Genomic DNA, 16,123 nt, shown 5'->3' with positions numbered 1-16,123 from the left:
ATCGATTCATGGTACTAACCCCCTAAATTTTTTATTTTGGAGTGTCCGGATTTAGGGGGTCAGTGCACGAACGGTTTTGGTGAGTGAGGAGGCTGAGGTGCTGCCCCCGGAAAGCGAGTGTTTTTCCGCAGCGTCGATTACGCACTCATCGAGACAAGCGGAGGAAAACTTCACCAAAGTTACTGCACAGTTTATGGCAATTGTGCAATCTGGTTTACTTACTGGAAAATACTGACCCTTTACAAAGACCCCTGTTTGCTAGAATATGATAATAGAATGATAGAAAAGAAAAAAGGATGAAAATTAATAATCTACGCAAAAAGGAGAGATGCAACAATGAAAAACATTTTAACAACATTAAAATTCGCAGTGTTCGGGTTAGCTCTTACTGGAGCACTTTATATAGCACCTCAAATTGCACAAGCAGATGGATTTTCAGATGTCGATACAAAGGATTGGGCTTATGAACACATTAAAAAAATGGAAGAATTAGACATTATCAATGGATATCCCGACGGTACATTTAGAGGGGATAACTTTATACGTCGTGAGCATGTAGCAGAGATGATAGATCGTGCTTTAGACTTGCCGATTCACCAATCTTACATACCATTTGAGGATGTATCAAATTCCAACGATTACATCGATTCTATTAAAGCAGTTCAACAAGCAGGTATCTTTACTGGTGATAGAGGGAATTTTAAGCCGAAAGCAAATATGACAAGAGCGCAAATGGCAAAGGTTATTGTAGAAGCTTTTGATCTACCGATTAAAAAAGGGCACGCTTTCTCTGATGTAGCCGATTCTAATTGGGCAAAAGATTATATTTCTACGATCGCCTACTATCGCATTTCTACTGGCAGCAATGGCGATTATATGCCCGATAATGACGTCACACGCCGTCACTTTGCTGCTTTCTTAGATCGTGCATTGGAAACGAAAGGGAATGACTCGGGGGAACTCAACGAATATGAGCAGCAGGTCATCGCATTAACCAATCAAGAAAGAGAAAAACATGGCCTGCCTGCACTGAAAACGGACACAGAATTAAGCAAGGTCTCTCGTGAAAAATCAAGAGATATGGCAGAAAATAATTACTTCAGCCATCAAAGCCCAACATATGGCTCCCCTTTTGATATGCTGAAACAATTTGGCATTAACTATCGCACTGCCGGTGAAAATATCGCCAAAGGACAGCGCACACCAGAAGAAGTAGTAAATGCTTGGATGAACAGTCAGGGTCACCGCGCAAATATTTTAAACGAAAACTTCACACATATTGGTGTAGGTTTTGTAGATCAAGGAAATTATTGGACTCAGCAATTTATCGGTAAATAACAACAAAAAATCGGGTAGTGTCAAGCACCACCCGATTTTTTCTACTTTTACTTTACAATCTTTTTCATTTCTTCTGCGACGAATTCTACATTGGTCCCGATAATGATTTGATAATTCTTGTTGTTCACTTTCATCACGCCTCGTGCACCATTTGCTTTTAACTTTCCTTCATCCACATTCGCAGTGTCTCCTAATGTCAAGCGAAGTCTTGTCGCACAATTATCAATATGCTCGATATTTTCTTCACCACCTAGTGCTGTAACAAATCGGTTTGCCATCTTTGCATATTTTCCTTCACCACTTGCCTCTTCTTGTTCTTCTTCCGCAAAATCTAAATCTTCTCCCTCTTCTCTACCAGGTGTTTTAAGGTCAAAAGCTTTTATAATAATAAAGAAAGCAAAGAAGTAAACCACACTAAAGATTAAACCAATTGGTATTAAGAAAAGTGGCTTTTGGGCGATACCAAAATTCAAGAAATAGTCAATAGCCCCAGCTGAGAATCCAAACCCATGATGGATATCTAGCATATAAACGACCATCATAGACACTCCAGTTAAAATAGCGTGCACGATATATAAAAATGGAGATAAGAACATAAATAAGAATTCAATTGGCTCTGTAATACCTGTTAAGAAGGATGTAACAGCTAAGCCACCTATTACACCTGCCACAGATTTACGTCGCTCTGGTTTTGCTGTTAAAATCATGGCTAAACCAGCTGCTGGTAAGCCAAACATCATAATCGGGAAAAATCCGCCCATAAAAATCCCTGCGGACTCATCTCCTGCAAAAAATCGAGATAGATCTCCTTTCACTACTTCACCTGCTGCATTTACAAATTCACCAAACTCAAACCATACTAACGTATTTAACACATGGTGTAATCCTAGTGGAATTAAAGCACGGTTTAAGAAACCAAAAACACCTACACCGGCAACACCAGCATTAATGATCCATTCCCCAACTGCATTAATAGCACTTTGAATCGGAGGCCATACCACACCGAATACACCAGCTAACACAACCATTGTAGCAGCGGTTACAATTGGTACAAACCGCTTACCGCCAAAGAACGCTAACCAGTCTGGCAATTGAATACCATGAAATCGGTTATAAAGTAATCCTGCAATAATACCAGATATAATACCTCCTAAAACGGCCATATCAATATTTTCATTTATTGCTTGTGTACCTTGAGTCAAAACTAGGTAACCAATCACACCTGCTAAAGCAGCTGCACCGTTTCCATCCTTCGAGAAACCAATGGCTACCCCAATCGCGAATATTAATGGCAGCTGTGCAAAAATCGCGTCTCCTGCATTTGCAACAAATGCTATACCTAATAAATCATCTTGACCTAGACGTAATAAAAGGGCTGCGGCTGGTAACACAGCAATTGGTAACATTAAAGACTTACCAATTCTTTGTAAAAAGCTCATCATAGCTTGTCCACTCCTTTATTCATGTTAATGCTTTCAATTTAATTGCATCGTATCATAAATGAACATATTTGTATATACCAATTTTTGAATTTTAACTCACAAAACACAAATAAACTCTTATAATATAGAGTTTATTGAACCAAAACTTCCAATATTTTTTAACTTTGTATAGACATCTATACCTTGACTTGTTATGATAAAATTAACCAATAAAAGAAAAGGTGTGTGTGAAACGTGGCAAAACAACCCTTGTTGCTAAAAAATGCGACGATTTATGCGGACAACGAAGTTATAGAAAATGGTTTTATCTATATAGAAAATCATCAGATCAAAGATATAGGCCATTGCGATCACCTTCCACATACGGAAGAAGAATTTACTGTTACCTTACCCAAAAGTTGTAAAGTCATACCAGGGATGATTGATGTTCACATTCATGGCGCAAATGGCTCCGATGTAATGGATGGGACAGAGGAAGCATTAAATAATATGGCAAATATTCTCCCACAAGAAGGAACGACAAGCTTCTTAGCAACAACCATGACGCAAAACAACCAAGCCATTGAGAATGCACTCGAGAATGTCGGCAGATATATAAAAAAACAGGGGCAGTATTCCGCACAAGCAGAAATCTTAGGTGTTCATTTAGAAGGCCCTTTTATTAATAAAGAAAAAGCAGGAGCACAACCGATCGAACACATACAGCACCCGGATATTGAACAATTTAAAAAGTGGAATGAAATCGCCAGCCAACAAATTCGATTAGTTACTCTTGCACCTGAGGAAAAAGGGGCATTAGATTTGATCCGCTACTTAAACTCAAATGGGATTATCCCATCTGTTGGGCATTCTGATGCTACTTATCACCAGGTAATGGATGCAATGAAGGAAGGACTTTCACATGTCACTCACCTTTACAATCAAATGCGAGGATTTCATCACCGAGAACCTGGTATTGTCGGTGCAGCATGGCTGGAGGATGACTTGATGGTCGAATTAATTTCAGACGGCATTCATGCAACTCCTGAGGCTGTTCAATCCGCTTATTTACAAACATCTAGCGAACGATTGATCTTAATTACAGATGCGATGCGTGCAAAATGCCTCAAAAATGGCACTTATGATTTAGGTGGACAGTCCGTAACCGTAAAAGGGCAAAAAGCTGTACTTCATGACGGGACATTAGCAGGAAGTACATTGCGATTAGGACATGCATTCCAGAACATCTTAACCTACACCAATTGCACAATTAGAGAAGCGATTGAGATGACATCAGCCAATGCTGCAAAGGAATTAGGAATAAATGATCGAAAAGGAAGTATCGCTAAAGGAAAAGATGCTGACTTAGTCGTTTTAGATAAAAACCATGAAGTGATATTAACCCTTTGCAGAGGCTCCATTGCATATGATAAGGAGGGACAATCATGAATATTATACACACAAAAGATTATAACAATATGAGCAGAAAAGCTGCGCAATATTTACTGGATAAAATAAAACACAAGCCAGATATGACACTTGGACTAGCAACAGGCGGAACACCAGTGAAATTTTATGACTATCTAGTAAGAGATCATCAACAGCAAGACACTTCTTATAAAAATATTACGACATTTAACCTAGATGAATATATCGGTCTTGATCCAAAGGACACCAATAGTTATCACTATTACATGAACAAGCATTTGTTTCAGCAAATTGATATACCACAAGAACAAACTTTTATTCCGAACGGTTTAGCAGACAATTTATTAGAAGAATGCCGACAATACGAGCAAACGATAGACCATCATGGTGGAATGGACCTGCAAATTTTAGGGTTAGGCGGAAATGGCCATATTGGGTTTAACGAACCAGGCACTTCCTTTAACCAAGAAACACATATTGTAGAATTGGCGGAATCAACCAGACAAGCTAATGCACGTTTTTTCCAAGACTTGAATAAAGTGCCAACCCAAGCAATTACCATGGGAATTGCTTCGATTATGAAGAGCAAAGAAATTTTATTATTAGTGTCCGGTGAACAAAAGAAAGAAGCACTACACCTATTGATTAACGGAGAAGTAAGCACGGAATTTCCAGCTTCTATCTTAAAAAAACACCCTCATGTTACAATAATAGCGGACGAAAAAGCGTTAGCTGATATCCACAGCAGTTATTATGCTTAGGTATGAGAGGAGCAACTTTTATGATAGATAAAAATTCACCCCTTCCTATCTATCATCAGTTAGAGGAAGGCATTAAGAAAAAAATTGAAAGCGGCGAATATCAACCAGGAGATGCACTTCCTGCAGAAAGAATATATGCAGAACGGTTTAACGTTAGTCGAATGACGGTAAGACAGGCAATTACAAACCTTGTCAATGAACGTTATTTATATCGGGTCAAAGGAAAAGGAACATTTATTGCCGAGCCTAAACTTGAGCAAAAATTAACAGGATTGACAAGCTTCACAGAAGACATGAAAGCGAGAGGTATGGAGGCGAGCAGCAAATTAATAAAATTTGAAATCATCCCTTCAAATAAAAGGCTTGCTCAGCAGCTTCATATCAATGAACATTCACCCGTCTACGAAATAAAAAGAATTCGTTTAGCTGAAGACATTCCTATGGCACTTGAACGAACTTATATTCCAGCAAATTTAATCAAAGGGCTTACAGAAAATATTGTAAAGCACTCTTTATACCAATTCGCAGAAGACAAAATGGGGGTTCACATCAAAAGCGCCAAACAAACGCTAGAAGCATCAATGGCGAATAAAGAAGAGACCAAATATTTAGAAATAGAAGATCAATCACCCGTTCTTATAATGGATCGTATATCTACTTTAGATAATGGGATTGTCTTTGAAGTGGTGAAATCGACATACCGAGCTGACCGCTATAAATTTATGATTGAATTAAATCGATAGCTATACAGTGGAGGGGAAGAGATGAACAAGCGTATAACAGAAGAAGTAAATGCAAATACCGAAAATATTGATGAAATGAACGCTTTAGAAATTGCTACAATGATGTGGAAAGAAGACCAATCCATTTACCACGGGATAGATAGCTGCCTTTCCGATATTGCTAAAGCCATCGATATGATCGTCGATCGTTGGCAGCAAGGCGGGCGTGTTTTTGTTGTGGGTGCAGGTACTAGTGGCCGTATCGGCGTGCTTGACGCCGCTGAATTAGGCCCAACTTTTTCAGTAAAAGCGAACCGTTGGATGGCTTTCCTCGCCGGAGGACATGAAGCAACATGGAAACCATTAGAACAACACGAAGATAATTCTGAAGATATAGTGAAATCTTTAAAAGAGCATGAGCTAAAAACAGTTGACGCGGTCATTGGTATGAGCGCTAGTGGCTCCACCCCATATTCTGTTGCCGCTTTAACTTACGGAAAAGAAGTTGGTGCTGCAACGATATCGATTAGCTGTAATACGGGAACCGTCTCTGGTGATATTAGTGATGTCAATATAGAAGCGATTGTCGGCCCAGAAGTAATTCGCGGCTCCACTCGTTTGAAAGCCGGTACAGCACAAAAGATGATTTTAAACACCATTTCAACCGGGGTCATGATTCGATTAGGTAAAGTATATAAAAATGAGATGATCGAAATGCAATTAATGAACCATAAACTTAAACATCGTGCGGAAGCTACCCTCATGAAACTGGCAGATGTAGATGAGCAACAAGCAACATATTTAATGGAATTAACCGACCACCATCTGAAAAAAGCATTATTTATTGCTTTAACCAATGCCAGCTTAGAAGAAAGTACCTTTTATTTAAATAAAACCAACGGGCACCTCAAACAGGCTATCCAATTATTTTATGAACCTTGAACTATGATGGCTGTCATTCAATCTATTTATATTGGATGATGTTCTTTTTTCGTAGAGGGAGTAAGTAAGCGCTGATAGACATTTCTATCAGCAGTATTTATCGGCTTCTTTTTTTAAAACTACTGTTAGAGCGCTTCTTATGGCAGTTTTCCTCTAACTCTTCCTTTAAAACTACCGATAGAGCGCTTCTTATGGCAGTTTTCCTCTAACTCTTCCTTTAAAACTACCGATAGTGCGCTTCTTACAGTAGTTTTCCTCTGACTCTTCCTTTAAAACTACCGATAGTGCGCTTCTTACAGTAGTTTTCCTCTGACTCTCACTTTAAATCTACTCTAAATTCAAGAAATTCCTTATTTCTTTTATTACAATTAAGCGACAAATGTTATAAGATTATTACACCAATGATGTTTGAATAGATATGTCAAGTATCATTGTATAGTAATAAATTCATGGGGAGGATGACTATTCCATTTTTAACTTATATCCAAATATCTTGTTTCCTATGATAAAGGCTTTCTGTCTATCAACCTATCTATCTCTAAACCAAAAAATATATATGACAGAAATATTACAAAAAATCCATGCTATCATGTAGGGGAAATAAACAAAAAGGAGTGTGCAAGCAACATGTTTAAAAAGAAACTAATGGTTACTACCTTAGCAGCTACTCTATTAATAGGCGGAGGTTTTTCAACAAGTGTTGATGCCTCAGCTCAAGAAGGTACTCAACATAATGGAAGTCAATTCTCCTACTCTATCAAAGGAGACTGGGATGTTATATCCAACTATAACATAGAAGATATATTAAAAAAGTACTTTAATAGTGGTGAAATAGAGCAAGCGCCTGAAAATCAAAATACTGAGCAGCCTGAACCATCTCAAGAAGAAGTCGAACAAGATGATTCAACACAAGTAGAAAAAGAGCCAAGCGAATCAAATAATGACCAACTTAGCCAGTTCGAACAACAAGTAGTAGACTTAACGAATGAAGAAAGAGCGAAACATGGCCTGGCTGAACTTCAAGCAGATACAGAACTAAGCAAGGTAGCCAGAGAAAAATCAAATGACATGGCAACGAATGGATACTTCAGCCACCAAAGTCCAACATACGGATCTCCATTTGACATGTTAAAACAGTATGGTATTAGTTATCGTACTGCCGGAGAAAATATTGCAAAAGGACAACGTTCTCCAGAAGAAGTTGTCAACGCTTGGATGAATAGTCAGGGGCACCGAGCAAATATTTTAAACGAAAACTTTACGCATATCGGTGTTGGCCATGTAGCAGAAGGAAACCACTGGACACAACTATTTATTGGGAAATAAATATCCACCCCTAGAGTATAAGAGACTCTAGGGGTTTTAACATACTAATATTTTAATAAATACCTTTATGGGTAGATATGCTCACTTGTAGATAACTGTCAATCAACACCCTTAAATTCGCTTAACCATAATAGCCTCTCTCATTTTCTGTAAAGCTTTTTGGCCTTCTTCCCCTTTATGGATCATCACATTCGCATACAATACATCGATGATTGCAAGCTGCGCAATTCTGGATGAAAAAGCTTCAGACCGGTAATCCGTCTCATCAGAACTCGTATACAATGGTACATGAACAGATGTGCTTAGCGTTGACTTAGCATAATTCGTAATCGCCAAAGTATGCACATGGTTTTTCCTCAAAATATTTAAAACATGCAAAATGTCTTTGGAAGATCCAGAATGAGATATTAATACAGCACAATCTTCTTCTGTTAATTGAGAGGCTGCCATCAGTTGAAAGTGAGTATCGGTAACCATTTGGACATTTAACCCAGAACGAATAAATTTATGATACGCATCAAGTGCAACCGTGCTAGATCCCCCACTGCCAAAAAAGTGAATAGATTTTGCTGTTAATAGTGCTTGAACAGCTCTCTGTAACTGTGCTTCATCAACAATCTGCAGCGTATCCTCTAGTGTTTGTATATGAGCTTGAAATACCTTCGAAGCTACCGTATCTACCGCATCATTTTCGTTAACGTTTTCATTTATATCCTGCATTGGTTCTACGACTTCAGATGCAAGTGCGATCTTCATGGCTTGATATCCCTTATAACCAATCCGTTTACAAAAACGAAATACGGTCGAATCTGCTACTTGTAAATCTTCTGCTAATTGATTAATAGAAGAATGAATAATTTTATTTGTATTTTGCAAAATATAATCAGCTATCTTCCGCTCTGTCACACTAAATCTCGGATAGTTTGTTCGAATTTTGGCTAGACATGTTTGTTGTTTTTTCTTCATTGCAATTCCCCTATTATGACTTTCTTCTTATTATACAGGATTTCAGTAAAAGAAAAAATATTTTTCTGTAAACGGTTGTAAAAAGAAATTTTTTTCGTATAATAGACTTATCACGAAAATTTTTTCGAGGTTTTTCGAGCAAGGAAAGGGTGTCATTCAAAATAAGTATTTTTCAAACACTGATTTTCATTGTAAGCGATCTCTCTATAGACTCGCTTCTATCTATCTTTTCTTCTGATCAAGATGAAAAGGATACCATTTAATACATAGAAAGGGAAGTGAACATCATGTCAGACCAAATGTTAATTTTAATTGCATTAGCAGGTATTTTTCTTTTATTATTTTTAGTTATTCGAACAAAGCTTCACGCTTTTGTTGCTTTATTACTTGTGAGTTTAATTGTTGGTATTCTCGCTGGAATGCCTTTAGGTGAAGTCATTGAAACGATGGAAAGCGGGATGGGAGGAACTCTTGGATTCGTTGCTGTCGTTGTTGGGTTAGGAGCCATGTTCGGACAGATGCTTGAAGTTTCTGGCGGTGCTGAGAGATTAGCCCGAACGATGATTAATAAGTTCGGTGAAGATAAAGCACAATGGTCATTAGGTATAACTGGTTTCCTTGTAGCTATTCCTGTCTTTTTTGATGTCGGTTTCATTATTCTAGTACCTATAGTATATGGATTAGCAAAGAAAACAGGAAAATCACTATTATACTATGGAATTCCTCTTTTAGCCGGACTAGCTGTTACCCATACTTTTATCCCGCCTACTCCTGGGCCGATTGCCGTAGCTGATCTAGTTGGAGCTGATTTAGGCTGGGTTATTTTGTTCGGAGTGATTGCTGGTATTCCTTCCATGATCATTGCAGGGCCAATGTTTGCTCGCTATATCTCAAAGCGTCTACACATTGTCGTTCCTGATTATATGAATATGGAAGAAGTAGAATATAATCGTGAGCTGCCAAGCTTTGGACTGATTGCATCTATCATTTTAACACCTTTAGTGTTGATTTTATTGAATACTTTTTCTGGCGTATTATTAGATGAAGATCATATCGTGCAACAAATCTTTACTTTCTTAGGCCATCCATTTGTGGCACTGACCATTGCAACTATTTTAACGTTTGTCTTCCTTGGTACAAAACGAGGGTTTACTCGTCAAGAAGTACAGGATATTGCGAATAAAGGGTTAGAGCCAGCTGGTATCATTATCTTAGTAACTGGTGCTGGTGGTGTATTTAAGCAAGTATTAATTGATTCAGGGGTTGGGGATGTCATCGGTAATATGATGGCAGGTTCTAATCTACCTCCCATCCTGTTAGCCTTTTTGATTGCCGCTGCCGTTCGTGTTGCACAAGGATCTGCAACTGTATCAATGGTAACAGCAGCAGGGCTGGTTGCCCCTCTAATTGGAATTTTAGATTTAGAAGGTCCGGTATTAGGATTAATTGTTATAGCGGTAGCTTCAGGTGCCACTGTACTTTCTCACGTAAACGATTCTGGTTTTTGGTTAGTAGGTCGTTACTTTGGGTTAGATGTTAAAGACACTTTAAAATCCTGGACTGTTATGGAAACATTAATTGGACTTGTCGGTTTAGGTGTAGCATTGGTATTAGGTATTTTTATAGGTTAAGGTAAAAAAGCTGTTCCAAAAATAAGCTCATTGAAAAAAAGCCGGAATCCATAAATATTCCGGCTTTTCTCTTTATAAGTTTTCGTTAAATCGATCTAAGCCATCTTGATAAATTTGCATTAATTCATGAAGCCCCATACTTTCTAATTGTTGGATATAGCTGTCCCATTCTTCTTCCACACCACCGTTTAGTAACCAACTTGCTTGTTTTTGATTTACAAATTCTAGTATATCTACCTCTAGTCGATTGATTTGATCCAGCTCTTCTTCACTAAAGAATATTTGAGGAAAACTTTCCTCTTCTAGATAAGGCTCATAAATTTCTTGTATATCTTTTAAACGTTGTTTTGCTCTAGGTTCCATATCGACAACAGTCCCAAAGTCTTCTTCCAAAACAACAGTTGGACCATTTGGTGCCACTTTTTGACGTAACTCACCCATGGCTACTCCTTCTTCTAACTCTTTATTGACTAACATTCCATTTTCATCTTCTTCATAAATAATACCAATTGGTCCCCAGCTCATTTGCGCAGACATCTTTGGATCATATATTTGATCAACCCAGCGCATGGTTATTTCAGGATGTTCATTCGCAGATGTAATAGCAAAAGCACCTCGACTATACTCTGAGTTATTAGAACGTCCGACGATTTTGTGACCATTTGGCCCTTCTAGCGGAGGAAGTAGTTCATAATCATCAGAACGCTCAGGTCCTACAATCTCTTCTGTTTCCCACCAAATATAAGACCCTAAAGTAGGAGGATCTGTTTTCCCTTTGGCAAAATATTGACTTACATCTTGAATAAATGATTCATCATCGATTAATCCTTCTTCTACCCAACCGTGAAAATATTCAATTGCTTCTTTATATTCTGGCTGAGTAGCAGTAAAGATGACTTCTCCATCACGTACAATACGATGCTCTGTATTATCTGGAACCCCAAAGGCAGCAAACATATCACCGAAATTACCTGTCCAAAAATTATGCATATAACTTAATGGAATGACATCATCTTCGCCTGTATTGTTAGGATCTTGATCTCTAAATGCTCTTAAAACATCTCCATATTCCTCCAGTGTTGTTGGCATGTCAAGTCCCAATTCATCTAACCATTTGGTATTAATAGAAGTGAAATTAGGAACGGCAACTAATCCCATTTCCTCCGCTCTTGGAAGTGAATAGATATGTCCATCTGGAGCAGTCACCATACTTTTTAACTCTGGCCTTTTTTCAAATATTTTTTGAAGGTTTGGTGCATGTTCTTCAATTAAATCCTCTAGAGGAATAATTTGTCCTGATCGACCATACCGAACGATGTCATAATCTGAAAATTCGGCATGATAAAAGGCATCAGGTAATTCATCACTAGCAAACATCAAATTTTTTCGTTCTTCATATCCATCGCCTGAAATATTGTCCCACTCAATATGAACATTTGTTTTATCTTCTAGTCGTTGAATAATTTCCATTTCGTTATAGTCTGGTGCCAATGGAGCTTTAGGAGATACAAAATGTAATGAAACTTTTTCATCCACAATGGGTAGTCCTTCTTTATTAAAATTATCAGATATCTCTTTATCATTGCCTGAATCCTGTTCATCTTTTTCGCTTGCTACATCATCATTAGAGCAAGCAACAAAAAGTAATAAAAAAAGCATCCAACATCCAAAATAACTTAATTTTTTCAACATAATTGATCCTCCCTTTTAAGATTATCGTTTATAAAACAAAATACTAACGGTAGTTGTGTTACCACCCCCTTAAATTGTTGAGTTAAACGATTACGTAAACATCAAAAGTCATTGTTATGAATAATGAAAATTTTAATAGGATGCACCTATATTTTTAAAAGCACTGTAACAATTCTGATAGATTAAATAGCTGATAATACTTGTAGCAAAGATAATTAATGCAGGAAATTGATATAGAAAAAAACCTGACATTAGTAATATAACTAAGCCAATACTTGTAGATTTCCATTGACTTGAAGCGATAAAAAAAGCATTTTTGATCAGCTGTATGATTGGTAGATCAAAGTGAACCATTACAGGAAATAGATACATGGTAGTATAGATTAAGATAAATACAAGCAAGCCAATTACAAATGCCATAATGACGCTTGTGACGGAATGAAGAATATTTAATATTTGTAAATTGGTGACTAAAATATAAGCTAAAGGAACCCAGATCACGGTCATAACTAAGCTTATTTTAAAATTTTTTACAAAGTGTCTAATGAATGGTTTCCAAACACCCTCGTTCTTTTGCATATGCCAATCTCTCAATACGCCAAACATAGCGATTGTCGAAGGAAAAATAGTTATAATTGGTAAACTGGCCAATACCCAAAGAAAGTTTAAAAGCAATAGATTAACCATTTTTTCTGCTGCTTGATATAACCTTGAATGAAAGAAAGCCATTCCTATCCCCCTATATGACAAAGTATTTTATTGTTATCCCTTAATACCGCCAATCATGACCCCTTGAACAAAATATTTCTGTATGAAAGGATACACAATTAACAAAGGTAAACTTCCTACAATAATCACGCCATATTTGATAAGATCTGCCACACGTTGCTGTGCTGCAACTGATTCAACATCACTTACCATAGTCGCTGCAGCCTCATTTTGAATTAGAATATTCCGCAGTATTAATTGAAGTGGATATAGGGCTTCATCATTTAAATAGACTAATGCGTCAAAATAAGAATTCCAGTGACCGACTGCATAAAAGAGAACCATAACTGCAATAACAGGTTTGGATAATGGCAACACAATTTTGGTAAAAAATTTAGTATTAGAGCATCCATCAACTTTTGCTGCCTCTAACATTTCATCGGGAATAGTTGATTGGAAAAAGGTCCGTGCAACGATAATATTCCATATGGCAACAGCTTTTGGTATGATCATCGCCCACATCGTGTTTACCATTCCTAAATTTTGAACAACAAGGTAAGTCGGAATTAAACCACCTGAGAAAAACATGGTAAAAACAAACATGAACATGAAAAAGTTACGTCCAAAAAAATCCTTTCGTGATAAAGCATAAGCAGCAGTAAGGGTTAAGGCAATATTTATAGCTGTGCCGACTGCTGTATAAATAATCGTATTTTTATACCCTATCCAAATTTTCCCGTCTTGAAATATTCTGGCATACCCTTCAAAAGTCACCTCGATTGGATACAGCCATACATCACCTGCAAAGATACGGTCTGGATTACTAATGGAAGCAATAACAATAAAGTATAAAGGGTAAAGAATTGCCAATAACATCAATGTCAATAATGTAATATTAATCACATCAAATATTTTATCTTCTTTCGTTCGATTAATTTTTGATAAATTCATATTTTCACCACCTTTTCTACCATAAACCAGTACCAGATAATCGTTTAGCTACTCTATTGACATACCATAACAACACTAAGTTAATAACAGCATTAAATAAGCCTATTGCTGCTGCAAAGCTGTACTGTGCTTGTTGAAGACCTACTTTATACACATAAGTTGGTATGATCTCAGAAGAAGTCTGATTAAGTGGAGTTTGCAATAAGTAAGCCTTTTCAAAACCAATGTTCATGATATTGCCGACTGATAAAACAAGTAAGATCATCGCTATCGGCATAATAGCTGGAACATCAACATGTAAAATTCGCTGGAATTTACTGGCCCCATCTACAATAGCTGCTTCATGCAATTCAGGATTAACTGCTGCCAGCGCAGCTAAATAAATAATCGCAGCCCAGCCTGTTTCTTGCCAAACACTAGAACCTAAGTATAAAGGTTTAAACCATGAGGGTTCTGTTAAAAATCGAACCTCTTCCATCCCTAGCAAATTCAGGAAATTATTAATAATTCCATTACCTGAAAAGAAAACATATACCATACCAACTAAAACAACCACTGAAATAAAGTGTGGTGCATATATAACCGTTTGAACAAACTTTTTATACTTTTTAAACATCAATTGGTTTAACATAATAGCCACAATAATTGGCAGCGGGAATGTGATTAATAGTTGAAGGGCACTAAGTGAAAAGGTATTATAAATTAAGCTCCAAAATTGATAAGATTCAAAAAAACGGATGAAATGCTCTAAACCTACCCACGGACTGGTTAGAATACCAAAACCCGGTGAGTAGTCACGAAAAGCTATTTGCACACCATACATAGGAACATAATGGAAAATAATAAAATAAAGCAACGTCGGTAAGAGAAACAAATACAACTCCCAATTTCTTTTAATCTGATTCCATCGCTTACTTCTCTTCCATATCAAGTTTTTGCCTTCCATGTATGATTCTGATTTTATAGATTTATTTATCATTGTTAAATCCCCCTTTCTAGATATCCTGTGCTAAGGTATGAATACACTTTAGATAATCGATTACGTAAACGATTACCTTTAAGTGATTAAAAATCAATGTAAAGCTTGGTTTACACTGATTGACGAGAAACATACTTAGTAGGTAAAATGACTTGTTCTTCTTCAATTATTTTATTGTCAATTTTATCTAACAAAATACGGACTGCATGTTCCCCCATTTCAAAGGATGGCTGTTGTACAACGGATAATGGCGGGTTTGTAATTCTCATCCAGTCATAATCATCAAATCCTATTACAGCAATATCTTCTGGAACCTTTAAGTTGCTCTCATTAATAAAACTAAGAGCTCCCATTGTCATGACATTATTAGCTGCAAATATAGCCGTTGCCTTTCTTTCCTTTATTAACTTTTCAGCTAATCTATATCCCTCATCAAAACTCGGAGGGCCTTCTGCCATTAATAACGGATCTACTGTTAAATTATTTTGCATATAAGCTCTTTTATATGCTGTTAAGCGGTCATCGCTTGTTGATATACCAAGATAACCCGTAATAAACCCAATTCTTTTATGTCCTTTTTGAACTAAAGAATGAATAGCATCAAAAGTCCCTTGATGACTATCGGCCATAACTAGATCCCCACTAAAATCTTTCGGTTTACGATCAATAAATACCACAGGATAATCACCAGTAAGATGTTCTTCATATTGACTATAGTGATCAGCAGCAGGGGCAATAATCAGACCATCAATTAATTGTGAATTAAACAATTTAATTTGTTCCATTTCCGTCTCTATATTTTCATGTGAATTGCCTAAGATAAGATTATATCCTTTTTCCTTCACTATTTTTTCGATTCCATTGGCAATAGACATAAAAAAGAAATTAGACGTATCGGCATATTGCATAGGTACTATTAAACCTATAATCATGGATTTCCGACTTCTTAAGCTTTTAGCAATTAAGTTTGGCTTATAATCCAACTCTTTCATTGCTTGAAAAACCTTTAGCTTTGTTTCCTCTGATACATACCTTGTCTCATTAATAACATGTGAAACCGTTGCAGTTGATACATTTGCTACTCTTGCCACATCTTTTATACTAGCCATTTTCTACCCTCTTTTATAAAGCGCTTTCTTTCCAAACGAGAAAAACGTTTACGTAATCGTTTAAAACAACTGTACACCATTTCTTGGATATTGTCAATTACTATTTCTCTATTTTGAATTTGTTTATGTATTCTGCTTCTTTAATACAT

Annotated in this window: 14 protein-coding genes; 7 read left to right on the top strand and 7 right to left on the bottom strand. The window is 36.8% G+C overall.

What is annotated here, in order from left to right; genetic code table 11:
* Positions 1–336: 336 nt before the first annotated feature.
* Positions 337–1,338, top strand: coding sequence for an S-layer homology domain-containing protein (locus GHD00_RS14015; RefSeq protein WP_163538778.1), 1,002 nt, complete (start codon positions 337–339; stop codon positions 1,336–1,338).
* A gap of 47 nt (positions 1,339–1,385) precedes the next feature.
* Here the strand turns inward: GHD00_RS14015 and nagE are convergent, their stop codons facing one another.
* Complete coding sequence (gene nagE / locus GHD00_RS14010) at positions 1,386–2,780, bottom strand: N-acetylglucosamine-specific PTS transporter subunit IIBC (protein ID WP_163538777.1); 1,395 nt, start codon at positions 2,778–2,780, stop codon at positions 1,386–1,388.
* A gap of 234 nt (positions 2,781–3,014) precedes the next feature.
* On the opposite strand from nagE, the gene nagA reads away from it, so the two are divergent.
* From nagA to GHD00_RS13985, 5 genes are all read left to right on the top strand, one after another.
* Positions 3,015–4,208, top strand: coding sequence for an N-acetylglucosamine-6-phosphate deacetylase (gene nagA, locus GHD00_RS14005; protein ID WP_163538776.1), 1,194 nt, complete (start codon positions 3,015–3,017; stop codon positions 4,206–4,208).
* A complete protein-coding gene (gene nagB, locus GHD00_RS14000) occupies positions 4,205–4,948 on the top strand; it encodes a glucosamine-6-phosphate deaminase (protein ID WP_163538775.1) in 744 nt (247 codons plus the stop codon). The genes nagA and nagB overlap by 4 nt, the downstream gene beginning before the upstream one ends.
* A gap of 20 nt (positions 4,949–4,968) precedes the next feature.
* Complete coding sequence (locus GHD00_RS13995) at positions 4,969–5,691, top strand: GntR family transcriptional regulator (protein ID WP_163538774.1); 723 nt, start codon at positions 4,969–4,971, stop codon at positions 5,689–5,691.
* 21 nt (positions 5,692–5,712) lie between these two features.
* Entirely contained in the window at positions 5,713–6,612 is a 900-nt protein-coding gene (murQ, locus tag GHD00_RS13990) for an N-acetylmuramic acid 6-phosphate etherase (protein WP_163538773.1), read from the top strand.
* Between the two features lie 627 nt (positions 6,613–7,239).
* Complete coding sequence (locus tag GHD00_RS13985; RefSeq protein ID WP_163538772.1) at positions 7,240–7,938, top strand: CAP domain-containing protein; 699 nt, start codon at positions 7,240–7,242, stop codon at positions 7,936–7,938.
* Between the two features lie 111 nt (positions 7,939–8,049).
* Here the strand turns inward: GHD00_RS13985 and GHD00_RS13980 are convergent, their stop codons facing one another.
* Complete coding sequence (locus GHD00_RS13980; protein WP_163538771.1) at positions 8,050–8,904, bottom strand: MurR/RpiR family transcriptional regulator; 855 nt, start codon at positions 8,902–8,904, stop codon at positions 8,050–8,052.
* A gap of 287 nt (positions 8,905–9,191) precedes the next feature.
* On the opposite strand from GHD00_RS13980, the gene GHD00_RS13975 reads away from it, so the two are divergent.
* Positions 9,192–10,535: a GntP family permease gene (locus GHD00_RS13975; protein WP_163538770.1), complete on the top strand. Its 1,344-nt coding sequence runs from the start codon at positions 9,192–9,194 to the stop codon at positions 10,533–10,535.
* Positions 10,536–10,607: 72 nt separating this feature from the next.
* Here GHD00_RS13975 and GHD00_RS13970 read toward each other — a convergent pair whose 3' ends face one another.
* From GHD00_RS13970 to GHD00_RS13950, 5 genes are all read right to left on the bottom strand, one after another.
* Positions 10,608–12,227 carry an ABC transporter substrate-binding protein gene (locus tag GHD00_RS13970; protein ID WP_240468710.1) on the bottom strand — a complete coding sequence of 540 codons (1,620 nt, stop codon included), beginning with the start codon at positions 12,225–12,227 and terminating at the stop codon, positions 10,608–10,610.
* A 132-nt stretch (positions 12,228–12,359) separates the two neighbouring features.
* Positions 12,360–12,956 (bottom strand): YesL family protein, encoded by a 597-nt coding sequence (locus tag GHD00_RS13965; RefSeq protein ID WP_163538769.1) that lies wholly within the window; start codon positions 12,954–12,956, stop codon positions 12,360–12,362.
* 33 nt (positions 12,957–12,989) lie between these two features.
* Positions 12,990–13,886: a carbohydrate ABC transporter permease gene (locus GHD00_RS13960; RefSeq protein WP_163538768.1), complete on the bottom strand. Its 897-nt coding sequence runs from the start codon at positions 13,884–13,886 to the stop codon at positions 12,990–12,992.
* Between the two features lie 16 nt (positions 13,887–13,902).
* Positions 13,903–14,865: an ABC transporter permease gene (locus GHD00_RS13955; RefSeq protein ID WP_163538767.1), complete on the bottom strand. Its 963-nt coding sequence runs from the start codon at positions 14,863–14,865 to the stop codon at positions 13,903–13,905.
* 110 nt (positions 14,866–14,975) lie between these two features.
* Positions 14,976–15,974, bottom strand: coding sequence for a LacI family DNA-binding transcriptional regulator (locus tag GHD00_RS13950; RefSeq protein ID WP_163538766.1), 999 nt, complete (start codon positions 15,972–15,974; stop codon positions 14,976–14,978).
* Between the last annotated feature and the right edge of the window lie 149 nt (positions 15,975–16,123).

This window comes from Gracilibacillus sp. YIM 98692, assembly GCF_010993965.1.
Taxonomy (GTDB): domain Bacteria; phylum Bacillota; class Bacilli; order Bacillales; family Amphibacillaceae; genus Gracilibacillus.
This window is presented reverse-complemented; position numbering and strand designations above follow the sequence as displayed.

Excerpts from the sequence above, each read along its gene's own strand:
- murQ (WP_163538773.1), top strand. The coding sequence starts at position 5,713 with ATGAACAAGCGTATAACAGAAGAAGTAAATGCAAATACCGAAAATATT.
- GHD00_RS13980 (WP_163538771.1), bottom strand. The coding sequence starts at position 8,904 with ATGAAGAAAAAACAACAAACATGTCTAGCCAAAATTCGAACAAACTAT.
- GHD00_RS13970 (WP_240468710.1), bottom strand. The coding sequence starts at position 12,227 with ATGTTGAAAAAATTAAGTTATTTTGGATGTTGGATGCTTTTTTTATTA.
- GHD00_RS13955 (WP_163538767.1), bottom strand. The coding sequence starts at position 14,865 with ATGATAAATAAATCTATAAAATCAGAATCATACATGGAAGGCAAAAAC.
- GHD00_RS13985 (WP_163538772.1), top strand. The coding sequence starts at position 7,240 with ATGTTTAAAAAGAAACTAATGGTTACTACCTTAGCAGCTACTCTATTA.
- GHD00_RS13965 (WP_163538769.1), bottom strand. The coding sequence starts at position 12,956 with ATGGCTTTCTTTCATTCAAGGTTATATCAAGCAGCAGAAAAAATGGTT.
- nagE (WP_163538777.1), bottom strand. The coding sequence starts at position 2,780 with ATGATGAGCTTTTTACAAAGAATTGGTAAGTCTTTAATGTTACCAATT.
- GHD00_RS13960 (WP_163538768.1), bottom strand. The coding sequence starts at position 13,886 with ATGAATTTATCAAAAATTAATCGAACGAAAGAAGATAAAATATTTGAT.
- GHD00_RS13995 (WP_163538774.1), top strand. The coding sequence starts at position 4,969 with ATGATAGATAAAAATTCACCCCTTCCTATCTATCATCAGTTAGAGGAA.
- nagB (WP_163538775.1), top strand. The coding sequence starts at position 4,205 with ATGAATATTATACACACAAAAGATTATAACAATATGAGCAGAAAAGCT.
- GHD00_RS13975 (WP_163538770.1), top strand. The coding sequence starts at position 9,192 with ATGTCAGACCAAATGTTAATTTTAATTGCATTAGCAGGTATTTTTCTT.
- GHD00_RS13950 (WP_163538766.1), bottom strand. The coding sequence starts at position 15,974 with ATGGCTAGTATAAAAGATGTGGCAAGAGTAGCAAATGTATCAACTGCA.
- GHD00_RS14015 (WP_163538778.1), top strand. The coding sequence starts at position 337 with ATGAAAAACATTTTAACAACATTAAAATTCGCAGTGTTCGGGTTAGCT.